Origin of the sequence: Ligilactobacillus faecis, assembly GCF_029889745.1 — a bacterium.
Classification (GTDB): domain Bacteria; phylum Bacillota; class Bacilli; order Lactobacillales; family Lactobacillaceae; genus Ligilactobacillus; species Ligilactobacillus faecis.
The window spans coordinates 1961411-1975521 of the sequence record NZ_CP123639.1; the positions used below are offsets into that span (position 1 = coordinate 1961411).

14 protein-coding genes are annotated in these 14111 nt (G+C 38.9%); 2 read left to right on the forward strand and 12 right to left on the reverse strand.

Translation table 11 applies throughout. From position 1 onward, the window contains the following. Positions 1-24: 24 nt before the first annotated feature. The 4 genes from topA to ylqF all read right to left on the reverse strand — a co-directional run bounded on the left by topA (position 25) and on the right by ylqF (position 4858). Positions 25-2139 (reverse strand): type I DNA topoisomerase, encoded by a 2115-nt coding sequence (gene topA, locus QFX10_RS09010; protein ID WP_280605899.1) that lies wholly within the window; start codon positions 2137-2139, stop codon positions 25-27. A gap of 146 nt (positions 2140-2285) precedes the next feature. Continuing rightward, the gene (gene dprA / locus QFX10_RS09015; protein ID WP_280605900.1) at positions 2286-3143 is read right to left on the reverse strand and encodes a DNA-processing protein DprA; all 858 of its coding nucleotides are present in this window, start codon (positions 3141-3143) and stop codon (positions 2286-2288) included. A gap of 38 nt (positions 3144-3181) precedes the next feature. Further along, positions 3182-3946, reverse strand: a complete 765-nt coding sequence (gene rnhB / locus QFX10_RS09020; protein WP_280605901.1) for a ribonuclease HII — start codon at positions 3944-3946, stop codon at positions 3182-3184. A 63-nt stretch (positions 3947-4009) separates the two neighbouring features. Next, the gene (gene ylqF / locus QFX10_RS09025; protein ID WP_280605902.1) at positions 4010-4858 is read right to left on the reverse strand and encodes a ribosome biogenesis GTPase YlqF; all 849 of its coding nucleotides are present in this window, start codon (positions 4856-4858) and stop codon (positions 4010-4012) included. A 258-nt stretch (positions 4859-5116) separates the two neighbouring features. Here ylqF and QFX10_RS09030 point away from each other — a divergent pair, with 258 nt between their 5' ends. Next, positions 5117-5989, forward strand: a complete 873-nt coding sequence (locus QFX10_RS09030; RefSeq protein WP_280605903.1) for an alpha/beta hydrolase — start codon at positions 5117-5119, stop codon at positions 5987-5989. Positions 5990-6029: 40 nt separating this feature from the next. Here QFX10_RS09030 and lepB read toward each other — a convergent pair whose 3' ends face one another. The 5 genes from lepB to QFX10_RS09055 form a co-directional block, all read right to left on the reverse strand. Next, on the reverse strand, positions 6030-6557 hold the full coding sequence (lepB, locus tag QFX10_RS09035; RefSeq protein ID WP_280605904.1) for a signal peptidase I: 528 nt from the start codon (positions 6555-6557) through the stop codon (positions 6030-6032). Between the two features lie 88 nt (positions 6558-6645). Beyond that, positions 6646-8055: a S41 family peptidase gene (locus tag QFX10_RS09040; protein WP_280607273.1), complete on the reverse strand. Its 1410-nt coding sequence runs from the start codon at positions 8053-8055 to the stop codon at positions 6646-6648. 49 nt (positions 8056-8104) lie between these two features. Further along, positions 8105-8326 (reverse strand): YozE family protein, encoded by a 222-nt coding sequence (locus QFX10_RS09045; RefSeq protein WP_280605905.1) that lies wholly within the window; start codon positions 8324-8326, stop codon positions 8105-8107. Between the two features lie 19 nt (positions 8327-8345). Continuing rightward, positions 8346-8951, reverse strand: coding sequence for a YpmS family protein (locus tag QFX10_RS09050; RefSeq protein WP_280605906.1), 606 nt, complete (start codon positions 8949-8951; stop codon positions 8346-8348). 3 nt (positions 8952-8954) lie between these two features. Continuing rightward, positions 8955-9902 (reverse strand): SGNH/GDSL hydrolase family protein, encoded by a 948-nt coding sequence (locus QFX10_RS09055; protein WP_280605907.1) that lies wholly within the window; start codon positions 9900-9902, stop codon positions 8955-8957. 149 nt (positions 9903-10051) lie between these two features. Between QFX10_RS09055 and QFX10_RS09060 the strand changes: the two genes are divergently transcribed. After that, positions 10052-10651 (forward strand): hypothetical protein, encoded by a 600-nt coding sequence (locus QFX10_RS09060; RefSeq protein ID WP_280605908.1) that lies wholly within the window; start codon positions 10052-10054, stop codon positions 10649-10651. 55 nt (positions 10652-10706) lie between these two features. Here QFX10_RS09060 and QFX10_RS09065 read toward each other — a convergent pair whose 3' ends face one another. From QFX10_RS09065 to QFX10_RS09075, 3 genes are read right to left on the reverse strand one after another with little or no spacing between them, the layout of a single operon-like run. Continuing rightward, positions 10707-11207, reverse strand: coding sequence for a dihydrofolate reductase (locus QFX10_RS09065; RefSeq protein ID WP_280605909.1), 501 nt, complete (start codon positions 11205-11207; stop codon positions 10707-10709). A 12-nt stretch (positions 11208-11219) separates the two neighbouring features. Next, the gene (locus tag QFX10_RS09070; protein WP_280605910.1) at positions 11220-12176 is read right to left on the reverse strand and encodes a thymidylate synthase; all 957 of its coding nucleotides are present in this window, start codon (positions 12174-12176) and stop codon (positions 11220-11222) included. Between the two features lie 40 nt (positions 12177-12216). Then, entirely contained in the window at positions 12217-14109 is a 1893-nt protein-coding gene (locus tag QFX10_RS09075) for an ABC-F family ATP-binding cassette domain-containing protein (RefSeq protein WP_280605911.1), read from the reverse strand. Between the last annotated feature and the right edge of the window lie 2 nt (positions 14110-14111).

Sequence of the window (14111 nt, forward strand, 5' to 3'; positions counted from 1 at the left end):
GTATAGCTTCCTTTCATTTTTTGATCAATTATTTTGTAAAGCTTCTTCGTAGTCCCCGTTTGGACACTTGACTTGCTGACCTTTTTTAGTCTTTTTGTAAACTAAGTAGTGGTCACATTTAGGACAATTTCTACCAACTGGTTTGTCCCAAGAGACGAATTCACACTCAGGATAACGAGAACAACCATAAAAGACACGGTTTTTCTTTGATTTACGTTCAACAACTTGCCCGCGCCCACAAAGTGGACAAGTCACCCCGATCTGTTTGATGATCGCTAAAGTATTGCGACAATCTGGGAAACGGCTGCAGGCGTAGAATTTACCGTAACGCCCCATTTTGATGACCATCGGTGCTCCACAAATATCACAATTAAAGCCAGCGGGTTCATCTTTGATCGTTACTTTAGCTAATTTTTCCTCGGCTTGGCGAACTTCATCTGAAAACGGACGGTAGAACTCATCAATGATCGAGACCCATTCTTGCTTACCTTCTTCGATCTCATCAAGTTGCCCTTCTAGGTTGGCTGTAAAATCTACATTCAAAATATCTGGGAAACACTCTTGGATCATATTATCGACGATCTCACCTAATTCGGTCGGCTCGAATTTTCGGGCTGCTAGTTTGACGTAGTAACGTTTTTGGATCACATTCAACGTCGGCGCATATGTTGATGGACGTCCGACCCCGTTTTCCTCAAGTGTCTTGATCAGACTAGCTTCGGTATAACGCGCTGGTGGTAACGTAAAGTGTTGGTTTGGTTGGTTTTGAACTAACGTAACTTCATCATTTTCCTTAAGATCAGGTAAAATGTTATCTTTTCTTTTTGTTTCAGCATAAACTTTTGTAAAGCCGTCAAACTTAAGTTTCGATCCATTGGCACGGTATGTCACCCCATTTTGATCTAGATCAACACGCATCGTATCAACGATCGCAGGTGTCATTTGACTAGCGACAAAGCGTGACCAGATCAAAGTATAGAGTCGTAACTGATCTTTTGTTAAATATGCTTCAAGTGATTTTGGTGTTCGTAAGACACTTGAAGGACGGATCGCTTCGTGTGCATCTTGAGCACCTTCAGCTAAAGGTGCTTTTCTTTGTTTAACAGCCGCATATTGTTCACCATATTCTTCATGGATAAAATCAGCCGCTTCATGTTTAGCAACATTTGAGATCCGCGTTGAATCTGTCCGCATATAAGTTATCAGACCAACTGTACCAGCTTTACCGATATTGATCCCCTCATAAAGTTGTTGCGCCAACATCATTGTTTTTTGAGTTTTGAATTTTAGCGTATTATTAGCAGTTTGTTGTAAAGTCGAAGTCGTAAATGGTGCTTGAGGTTGACGCTTACGTTCTTTCTTTTCAACTTTTGCAACAGAAAAAGGTTTCTTAGGATCGATCTTAGCTAATACTTCTTTTACTTCATCATTATTTTTAAGTGCACGCTTTTTCCCATCGATACCATAGAAAGTTGCCTCAAACTTAGACTTATCTTTTTTAAATTGGGCATTGATCGTCCAATATTCTTCTGGCTTAAACGCTTTGATCTCATTTTCACGCTGGATGATCAAATTCAGCGCGATCGATTGGACGCGTCCAGCCGAAAGGCCTTTTTTGATCTTGGACCAAAGCAGAGGTGAGATCGAATAACCAACAAGCCGATCCAAAACGCGCCTTGCTTGTTGGGCGTCAACAAGATTCATATCGATCGCACGTGGATTTTTAAAAGCATTTTTTACTGCATCTTTAGTGATCTCATTAAAAACTACTCGATTCTTATCTTTTGGGTCTAATCCAAGTAAATACGATAAATGCCAAGCGATCGCCTCTCCCTCGCGATCTGGATCGGCTGCTAAATAGACGTGTGCAGCTTTTTTAGCTTCTTTACGTAACTCTTTGATCACATCACCTTTACCACGAATCGAGATATAGTGAGGTTCATAGTTATTTTCGACATTAACACCCATCTTACTTTTAGGTAGATCTCTGATATGACCTAAACTAGCCATAACTTTATAGCGTGAACCTAGATATTTTTCGATCGTTTTAGCCTTTGAAGGTGATTCAACGATCACTAAATTCTTTTTTATTTTTCGTTTTGTTTTTTTCTTTGTTGCAGTCCCTGTAGACCTCGGCATACTGACAACTCCTTTAAGTAATATATTCTTATCTGTTCAGAAAGTTTCGCATTAAAATCGTTACTCATGTTATGCTATCCCATATGACTTTGTCAAGCACTAAGGTATTTTAAGATGATCCTTTAAAAGTTTTTAGACTAAATAGCTCAAAACATTTCTTCTAAAATGTCATTGGCAGTCAAAACAATTTTAGCACCAGCGGCGATCAATTCGTTACAACCTTGGGAAAATGGATCGTTGATACGCCCTGGAAGCGCTAAAACTTCACGATTTTCTTGCAAAGCTAGATTAGCTGTGATCAGACTACCACTATGATGGCGCGCTTCGACCACCAACAAAACTTTGATCAGACCAGCAATGATCCGGTTGCGCATAGGAAAATGATAGCGCAGTGGCGGACTACCTAAGGCATACTCACTTAAAATCAGACCCGAGCGTCCGATCTGCGACTGGAGTGCTTTATTTTCATTGGGGTATGAAATATCTAGTCCGTTTCCAATAACTGCGACCGTTTTTCCAGAAAATTCAAGCGTCAAGCGCTGAGCTAACCCATCGACTCCTTTCGCTAGACCACTGACGAGTGCTATTTTTTGTTTGACCACCGGAGGTAATAAATGTTTTAGAGCTTCATAAGCATAATGTGTGCTTTGCCGAGCTCCAACGACACCAAAAAGAGGTCGCTCTAGTAAAGTGATGTCCCCTTGATAAAATAAAACGATCGGAGGCCGATAGCTTTCACGTAATTGTTCAGGATATTGACTATTTAAGATCGTTAAAACTTTCGTTTGCGTAAGATTTTTTTCGAGTTTTTGTTCAAGCGTTCGACTAGCTAACTTAGTCATAAGGTCTTCTTTCTTGGACGCTGAAAGTTCTAACAAAGACCATAGTTCTTGTTTGGTCGGAATGCTTTCATGTGTCAATAAAAAATTGGCGATCTGCATTTCACTTTTTAAGTCTAATCCGCACAAATGTAACTTTAGTAAGAGCAGTTCTTCTTCATTCACCGTTATCACCTCTTACTATAGATATACGCAAGTAGCGCTTATTTTTCCAGAAAATGCATGACTGGTTCAAAAGTTTTACGATGGATCGGTGATGCCCCATATTTTTTCAGACCAGCAAGATGTTTTTTAGTTCCGTAACCAGCATTACTGGCAAGCTCATAGCCAGGATAAAGTTCATCGTAAAAGCGCATCAAGTGATCACGATTGACCTTAGCAACGATACTAGCCGCTGAGATCGAAGCAGAGCGTGCATCCCCTTTGATCAATTTTGTTTGTTCGATCGGTGTATCGATCACCATCGCATCTATCAATAAATGATCTGGTCTGATCGTCAAAGCTTCGACTGCTTCCTTCATTGCGATGCGTGTTGCTTGATAAATATTGATCTGATCGATCAACTTATTATCAGCAACACCTACAGAAACAGCTAAGGCACATTCAAGTATTTTGCCATACAATTCTTCACGCTTTTTTTCTGAAATTTGTTTAGAATCATTTACTTCATAGAGTGAAAAATCATGTGGCAAGATGACTGCAGCCGTTACAACAGGCCCCGCCAATGGTCCGCGGCCGACTTCATCTACGCCGGCTACATACTCTTTTCCACTCTTCCAAAATTCTTTTTCAAGTTGTAATCTTTTTTCAAATTCAGCTTGCTTTTTCATGATCTTTTCGCGCTTTTTATAAAATGAAGCAAGTGCATCTTGGACTCCTTTACGGGGATCAGAGCTGAGTTGCGCTAAAAACTCGGCACTAGGCTCAGCAGCTAAACTTTGTTTGATCTGTGCGATCGTTTCTGCCATAAAACTCACCTTCCATTTAAAATAAGGAAGAGGGCTTGCCCAAACAAGTCCTCCTGCCTCTTATTATTTAACCTCTTGTGGAACACGGTCAAGTGTGTAGCGTCCCAGCTTACCCTTTCGACAATCAAAGATCAAACGTTCACTAGCTCGTTCATAATCATCTTTAAAGCCTAGTTTTTTAGTGATCTCCAATAGCACCTCAACTGTCGGAAGTTCCAAGACTTCCGGTGCTAATTTATAACGTTCACATAATTGTTGCGGAGCTGTCTCGATAAATTCTTCGATCTCGTATAAGGCAACATCATCTTTAGCATACAAAGTATCTTTGATCGCACCTGTCAGAGCTAACTTTTTACCCACTAGTGGATCTTCAAACTTAGGCCATAAGATCCCGGGAGTATCTAAAAGTTGCAGATCTTTGCCAGCTTTTAACCATTGTTGTGCTTTAGTCACTCCTGGACGATTTCCGACTTGAGCAACATTTTTCTTGACCAAATGATTCAAAAGTGTTGATTTGCCAACGTTTGGGATCCCGATACACATCACTTTGATCCGTTGTGATCTGATCCCGCGAGCTTTTTTATTAGCTAATTTCTCAGCTAAAACACTCTTGATCTTAGTATCGATCACCTTTAAAGAGCCTTGAACACTGTTGATCGCAACAGCTGGTTGCCCCAGTGTCTCATAATACTCGATCCATTTTTGTGTTTGTTTTGGATCCGCAAGATCTTTTTTAGTCAAAACAACGATACTTGGCTTATCTTTGAGCAACTCGGCTAGTTGTGGATTACGTGAAGATTCCGGTAAGCGCGCATCGACTAATTCAAGAACGATATCGACTAATTTTAAATTTTCTTTTACTTGACGCATAGCTTTGGCCATGTGTCCTGGAAACCATTGGATAATAGCCATGAAAATAGATCCTTTCATATCTAAGACTCACTAAGATCTTTCTAAAAATGAGTCTTTACTCACCTTAATTATAACACGATTTTTCAAGTGCTATTTTCAATACTTAGAGTTTATATTTTATCATCGAACAACGACGATTACTACTGTAAAAAATTTATCTTACCTTTCAAAATAGACAACTTCTAACATAAATGTTATAACTTTCAGTAAAAGGAACGCTTTTATCTACCAAATTTTTAGAGAGGGATACTTTTACAATTGAACACGTTCAAAAAATATCTCATATTGCTGATAGCGACTAGTTGTCTCTTTTTTCTAAGTGCTTGCCGATCAAAAAAAGCTACTGTATCTCATCATCCAAACAAAGTCATTACTAAAACGTATCATATTGCCCATCAAGGCCAGCGTCTCTATGGTAAGTTGACTGCACCAGCAAATTACACTAAACGCCAGCTGCCATTAGTGATCATCGCCCATGGGTTCAATAATACGCTTGAAATGTATGAAGATTATGCTTTACACTTAGCTCGTCAAGGTTATTTAGTCTATCGTTTTGATTTTTTTGGTGGTAGCAGGCATTCTAAAAGTGGGGGGCAAGATATGCTCAAAATGTCGATCCTAACTGAAGAAGATGATCTAAAAACAGTCGTTTCGGCTCTAAAACAAGAAAAATTCGTTGATCCAAAAAAGATCACTTTACTTGGAGCTAGTCAAGGTGGTGTCGTAGCAAGCCTTTATGCTGCAGATCATCCTCAAGATGTCGCACGCTTGATCCTTTTGTTTCCAGCCTACGTCTTATTTGATGATGTCAAAGAAACTTATGCTAAATTACATGTCAACGACCCCGCTAAGATCCCGCCAGTGATCACGCATCGAAATGCGCGTCTTGGAGCCCTTTATCTACAAGATGCTTTAAAGATCGATCTTGAGCAAAAATTAACACAAGTCAAAGCTAAAACACTGATTATTCATGGTACAGCTGACCAAGTCGTTCCATACACTTATGCCACTAAAGCAACGACCATGCTCAAAAATGCTCAGTTAGTAACAGTCCCTGACGGAGAACACTATCTAAACGCTCGTTTTGATCGTATTGCTTTACCTGCGATCGATCGTTTTTTACAAAAATAAATTTAATAAGGCAACAGTTCGAATCAGAGCTGTTGCCTTATTAAAAAATTTTGATATGATCTAGTGGCCAATAGATCCCTAAAGCTTTACCTGAGACCCAAGAACTTTGGACCATCCCAAAACTACGAGAATCACGACTGATCTGACGATTATCACCCAAAACAAAGTAACAATCCTTTGGCACCTTTTCGACACCTAAAAGCTCTTTTAATTTAAAATCAGCAGTGCTATTTTGAAAATTAGTTCCAAGAAATTCTTCAGGGATGTATCGATGATCAACGTAAAGTTTGTTGTTTTTATATTCTAAAGTATCACCCGGAAGTCCTATGACGCGTTTGATATATGTTTCACCTGTCGGTAATTTAAAAGTGATGATATCAAAGCGTTTGATCTGTCCAAAATGCTTGATCAAAAGTTCATCATGATCATGGATCTGCGGAAGCATCGAAGTTCCAGTTACTTCAAGAGGCGTGACCAAAAAATATCGGACGAATAAGGCAGCACAGATCGCTAATAACGCAGGTGCTAGCCAACTTTTTAAATTCTTTTTATGCGTTTTTATTTTCATCCTGCTTGATCCTTCACAGTACAATATTTGCTTCTCTCATTGTAACATAAAAAAACTAGGCTGTATTTTTACCCAGCCTAGTTTAATGTTATTTTTCTAATTGCTCTTTTGCTCTTTGATAAGCATTATCCTCTTTAGCGACTTTTTGAGCCGTTTTAGCCTCGATATTTTGAACAGTTTCTTTATCAGCAGTTCCAGTTACCGCCAAGTGATTCTCAGTCTGATATTTTTCAAGTGCGGCTTTGGTCTTAGCATCAAATTCCGAAGTATCTTCAACATCATACCCTAAAAAGGCTAACATCTGCTTAAGATTTTTGATCTGCTTTGAGCTTTGACCTTCACTGTAAGTTTTCTTTGTGTCGATCGTTGGTAGGTACGCCACTTTAGGATAATCAGCTTCAACATCTGGGCTCAAACCTTTGTGATGGATCCATGTCCCATCTGGCGTCAACCATTTAGCGATCGTCAATTTGAGCTCGGTCTTATCGCTAAACGGTAAAGTATTTTGCACTGTCCCTTTACCATAGGATCTCGTCCCCACAAGCGTCACATTTGCTGACTGATGTAAAGCTGCAGCAAAGATCTCAGCCGCACTAGCTGAGCCACCATTGATCAAAACGACTGTCTTTTCCTTGACTTTAAAACCATCGTCTAATTTGTTGCTTGCTTTATAGACAGTCGGAGCGCCATCTCGTTCTTGAACTTGTAAAAGTGGCTTACCATTTTCAACAAACATCGATGACATCGCTAAAGCTTGATCCATCAAACCACCTGGATTATTACGAACATCTACGATAAATGAAGTAGCCCCTTTTTTCCTAAGGCTTTGGATCGTCTGTTTAAATTCTTTAGCCGTATTCTCCGAGAATGAAGCGACTGTTATCCAACCGATCTTAGGATCATCTTTATCTAATTTCCCCTCGACCGTTGTGACTGGGATCTTAGCCCGTGTCAAAGTTTTTTCAAAAGTCGTATCACCACGTTTGATCGTTAATTTAACTTTCGTTCCAACTTTTCCGCGCATCGTAGAAACAGCTTTATTCAAAGTAAGGTCTTTGGTTTCTTTACCATCGATCTTGACGATCACATCGTTTGCTTTAAGCCCTGCTTTATCTGCTGGTGTATCGGCGATCGGTGCAATGATCTTCAACTCATTACCACTTTTTTGAACTTGCGCTCCAATACCACCAAAACTTCCCGAGATCGAATCATTTAAACTTTGACTTTCAGATTCATCCATGTATTCGGTGAACGGGTCGCCTAAAGCATTGACCATCCCAGTGATCGCACCGTCAACTAATTTTTGTCGATTGACCTCTTTGTAATAGTTATTGTACAGCACATTATAGATCGTATTGATCTTTCCCATCGATTCATTTGTAGCTTGGAGACTTTGAACTTGTCGGCCCATGATCAAAAAGACTGTGCCACCACTAATAATAACAGCACCTAAACAGGCTAAGATCAACGTCCAAAGTCCAAAACGCTTTTTTTTCATTTTCTTCTTAAAAGACTCTTTTTTCTTCTCATGTTCTTCTTTTGCCAAATCAGATCACCTCTTCTAAATATTTTTGCCAAGCATCATCAAAGATCGTCATTGAAGGTAAGTAAGTTGCATTCAATTCTAAATAATGAGCGATCTCATGGTAGTCATGTGACTGTTTCGGAAATGCTTGATCAAAAAATGCATTATTAGCAAAAAGCGTCAGCTCATCTTGCCCATTTGGATCACGTTTCGTCATCAAATAACGGTAAAAACTTTCTCTCAATTTACTAGCCCTTCTATTCTTAATTGGTATTTTCAAGTGGGAAAGAAACATCAAAATTCAGATCGTTTTTGGATAGATCTAAACTCCGACCTTTGATCTTGATACCTTGCTTTTTAGTCAATTGATCAAGATCTAAAGTGATTGTCTCTTTTTTCGCATCGATCGTTGCCCAAGCTCCTAGATCATAATTATTTTTGATATAACCTAAAACAAAGTTAGGTGGTGCGTTAAGTGAACCGATCGCAACTGAACGTGCTTTTAACTGGATATTTCCCTCTTTATCTAGTTTAGGTTGCGTATAAAGCGTAAATGAGACGTTCTTGCCTAAGATCTTAGTTGTTCCCATCAAGATCGCTGAATTATCTAAAATAAAGCGATATTTGATCGATCCTTGCTTTTGATTTTGTTGCAGATAATAGTTGACAGCTGCACTTAATTGTTCTTTGTTCATTGCAACGTTTAAGTCAGCATATTTCTTACTGGTAGTTTTTTGTTCTTTATTAGTGAGCGCTTGTTGATCTTGATTAGGCGTTGTGACTTTGAGCCATAAGAAAAGTGTTAGCCCAAGAATCGCGCCTAAAAGAACGATAAAAGCCCACTTCCAGCCATTTACTTTTTTATCCATAGATCAATCTCCATTCAACCAAGTACTTTTATGTTTTTGCATCGTCTTGAATAACTGCTGTGTCATATAATCATACCCTTTAGCATTAGGATGAAAATGGTCAGCTGATGATAGATAATCATTTTTTTCTTGATCATTTGTTAATACTTTTTCTAATTGGGTGTCTGAAAGATCAGCTAGATCGACCGTACTGCTTTTAAGCAATGTTTCTTTTGAACGACCATAATACTGTCCCTCAGATAGTCTAGCTTCCACATCTACAAAGTATGCTGGTCGATCTTCCTTTAAGACATCTTTAGTTACTTCGTTCCACTCTGTCGTATATTTCTGGATCTGAGTCAATGTTGGAAAATAGACATAAAAAGGATTATAGACACTGATCAAAAAGATCGGGGCTTTTTGATTGTATGTTCGAACTGTCTGTAGTAACTGTTGGAGTTTGGTAGCGTAATTTTCTTTTGCTTGTGGCATCGCACTACTCAATTTATTATCGGCTAAGGATAAAAAGTTTTGTTGTAAAACTTGCATCAGGTCATTACCACCAACAGTCAGCGTGATCACATCTGCTTTTGCCAAATTTTTTTGAAGAGTTGCATTTTTATCTACGCGTGCTTTGATCTGATCGCTTCGATCACCGGTCTTGCCGTAATTATATGTTTTGACTTCAACTGGATCTTTAGCTTCAAGTTTAGTTTTGATCCGCCCGACATAACCTTCATCATTATTTGTATCGCCAACACCATGAGTCAATGAATCGCCTAGTGCCACTAAAGTCAGTTGCTGCTTTTTAGTACTACTGCTTGCTGAACTTTGTTTAGTCGATGTTTTGACTTCTGCTGTTGTCGTTGTTTTACTTTTATTTGGCATTAAAGTTTGAAAGATCAAAAAAACACTAGTTGCTACAGCGACAACAGCTAAAATAAAAATAGTTATCTCTTTGACTTTTTTCAAATAATATCTCTTCCTCCCTAGATAAATTTTATTTTAAGCGTAAAATGCTGTTAGCCTAAATTATAGCACGTTTTGTTCAAAACGATCAGAAAAGCTAAAATGTGTTAAAATAGAACAGATATTTAATTTATTTTCAAAGAAGGGATAATATGCTTTCGCAAAAATATACAACTAAAAATTTAGTTGCAAGTTCTTTGATCACAGGTGCAAACCTCTTTTTATTTCTATTTTTCAGTTTAGTGACTTTACTAGCTGGTAGGCACCAGACTAGTTGGAACGTCGCTTGTTCACTTTGTTTAAGTAGCGGAGCTTTGTACTTACTCTTGAAAGTGATCACTTTAGGTTTGGCCAACACGCGAGCTTATCGCGTATTAGACACGATCACGCGCTGTTTCCATTATTTATTTTTGATGTGTCTTTTATACCCACTTGCTTTTGGGATCACTTTTGATCCTAGAGGCTGGATCGCTTTTGGTCTGATCACCGCATGGGGCTTTTTGATGCTGATCTATACTGCGATCTTTTATTTACGCTATTGGCGTTGGACTTATGCAGTTAGTTTAGTTACGTGGATCGTGTGCTTGATCTTGATCTTTACGTTTATTCCGGTAGATCTAGGCTTGGTCGCAGCCTTTATTTTAGGTTGTCTTGCCTATTATTACGATAAGACAGATCAAAAGTTTCTCGTTATCTCTTGTTTAGCTGAGACTTTGATGCTTTGTCTTTTTACCTTTGGGCTTTTATTTTAAAGTATATAAAAAGTGCTTCATCTCTAAATACCGGGATGAAGCACTTTTTATACTCTTATTTTCGCTCGTAAACATAAAACGTATGCGGATACCGATTTTTAGCATCGATCTGCCCGACCTTTTTTTCTAATAATGTAAATTTTGTAAGATCGAGTTTTGGCATGACGGTATCACCTTCAAACGTTTCTTCGATCTCTGTCAAATACAAGCGAGAAACATCATCTTTTAAGCTTTCAAATAATGAAGCCCCACCTATCACAAAAACAAGCTCTGATCGCGCTAATAACCATTCTCGTAGTTCAGGTAATGAATGATAGACTGTTAAGGGTGCATCAGCTGGATACTTAGCTCTAAAGTCTTTATCTCTAGTCAAAACGATATGCTCTCGTCCAGGTAAAAAGCCTGGAAAACTGGCAAACGTTTTACGCCCCATGACCATCGGGTGCCCACTTGTTTTTTCCTTAAAATAAGCTAGATCAGCCGGTAAATGCCAGGGCAAACGCCCTTGATGACCGATCTGTCTTTTTTGATCTTGTGCCCAAATAAATGCGATCATATTATCACTTCCTTACACTGCGACTGGCGCTTTGATCGGCTCATGCGGATCATAGTCTAAAATTTTGATATCTTCACTTTCAAAATCCATGACAGCTTTTTTAGTTGGATCGAGCCAAAGAATCGGCGCTTTTCGAGGCGTACGCTCAAGTTGTTTAGCTACTTGTTCTAGATGATTGCTATAAATATGGGCATCACCAAGAGTATGGATAAATTCACCAACTTCTAAGCTCGTCTCACGTGCGATCAAATGCGTCAATAAGGCATAACTAGCAATATTGAAAGGAACCCCTAAAAAGGCATCACCACTTCGTTGATAAAGCTGACAACTCAATTTACCATCATTTACATAAAACTGAAATAGTGTGTGGCACGGTGGAAGTGCACTTTGTGGCACATCTTCTGGGTTCCAAGCAGATACGATCAGTCTCCGAGAATCCGGTGTCTTTTTGATCGCTTCGATCACATCTTTGATCTGGTCGATCGTCTCACCTTGGCTTGTTTTCCAGTGACGCCATTGAGCACCATAAACATCACCTAAATTACCATATTTAGCAGCAAAAACATCATCATTTACGATCTTTTCACAAAAAAATTGCTTTTGCGTTTGATAAAGTTCATTGAATTGCGGATCTTTTGGAGCACGAAGCCCAAAATCAGTCATATCTGGCCCAACATATTCTGGACTTTCGATCCAATTTTTAAAGGCCCATTCATCCCAAATATGGTTATTATGCTTTAATAAATATTGGATATTCGTATCTCCACGTAGAAACCAAAGTAACTCACTTTTGATCAGACCAAATGGAACTCGTTTAGTTGTAAGAAGTGGAAACCCTTGGCTCAGGTCAAATCGCATCTGGTAGCCAAATAAACTGATCGTTCCAGTCTTAGTACGATCGGTTTTTTGATGACCTTTAGCTAAAACATCGTGCAAGAGTTGTAAGTAAGGTGCTTCTAATTCTGGCATCTTGATCCTCCTAATCGTATTTCACATATCATATCATAGTTTAAACATATTGCCCAAGCTCTTCCCAACGGAGCATTTTTTGTTCATTTTCTGCCGTCAAGGCATCGATCTTTTGTTGGAGCTCACCTAATTTCCCGTAATCCGAACCATCACTTTGGGCCATCTGCTCTTGTAATTCTTCGATCTGAAGATCGATCTTTTCGATCTCTTGTTCAAGTTTATTGAACTCGAGTTGTTCGGCATAAGTCAACTTGACTTTTTCTTTTGGTTTGACTGAAGTAGCTTCTTTAGTATTAGCTTTTTTACGTTTTGTTTTTACAGACACTTCAGCTTGTGTCGCTTCTTTTTTGAGATGATCAGTAAAGCGTCCACTATAACGTGCGATCTTAGCGTTACCTTCAAAGATCAAGAGGTCATCGGCTACTTTATCTAAGAAATAACGGTCATGTGACACAGTGATCACAGTTCCGTTGAATTTATCTAAATAATCTTCTAAGACAGTCAAAGTTCCGATGTCAAGATCATTTGTCGGTTCATCTAATAATAAAACGTTTGGCTTTGTCATTAAGAGTTTTAAAAGATAAAGCCGTCTTTTTTCACCACCAGAAAGTTTTTTGATCAACGTCCCATGCATAAAGCGGGGGAAGAGAAACTGCTCTAAGAGTTGTGTTGTGCTGATGTGTTCGCCATTTTTATCAACGATACTTTGCCCAACTTCATTTAAATAATTGATAACGCGCTTATCTTCAGGAATAGGTTCCATTTGTTGCTGATAGTAAGCAAGTTTGACTGTTTCACCAACGATCAACTCGCCTTCATCAAGTGCAAGTTTACCAGCTAAGACATTTAAAAAACTAGATTTTCCAGCGCCATTAACACCTGTGATCCCGATCCTTTTTCCCGCTTGGATCAAAAGGTCAAGATCTTTGATGATCTGGTGATCAGCCAAGGTTAAAGTGCCCTTGCGTAATTCAAGAACTTTTTTTCCAAGGCGTTGTTGTTCTAAATTGATATCGACCTTACCATCAACTTGAACTTTATTTAGGTTGTCTTTCAACTCATTAAAACTATTGATCCGCGCTTGTTGTTTTGTAGTCCGCGCTTTAGCACCTGTTCGCATCCAAGCAAGCTCTTTTTTATATAACTGTTGTTGCTTATGTTCCGCGGTCAATTCTCGTTCAACACGTTTGGCTTTTTGCGTGACAAAATCTTGATAGTTTCCCGTATAAAAGTAAAGTTTTCCAAAGGAAAGTTCAATGATCTGATTAGCGATCATATCTAAGAAATAACGATCATGTGTGACAACTAATAATGCCCCTTTATACGTAGCTAAATATTTTTCGAGCCATGCGATCGAATCAAAATCAAGGTGGTTTGTCGGTTCATCTAGGATCAAAAGATCAGGCGCCTGGATCAAGACTTGAGCTAATCCGACCCGTTTGACTTGGCCTCCCGATAAAGTCTTGATCTTTTGCGACCAATCACTGATATGCAACTGTGTCAAGATCGTTTTGACATCACTTTCAGCACTCCAAGCATTAGCTTGTTCCATCTTATTTTCTGCTTTGACATAACGATCTTGTAGTTTTGGGTCTTCCGGTGCTTGACTATAAGCAGCCAATGCTTCTTCATATTGCTTGATCGTTTGAAAAACAGGAGCTGCCCCATCAAAAACGGCGTCAATGATCGTTTTTTCAGGATCAAGTTGGGGTTGTTGTTTTAAATAACCGATCCGGTAGTTGTTAGGTGCGACTAACCTTCCTGAATCAGCCCCTTCAAGACCACTGATCGTGTTTAGTAACGTTGTTTTCCCCGACCCATTTGTACCGATCAGACCGATCCGATCGTGTTCGTTGATGATAAAACTTGCATCTTTAAATAAAGTCTTATCACCGTAAGTTTTTGTCAGTTCTTCAATTCTAAGTGTTTGCATTT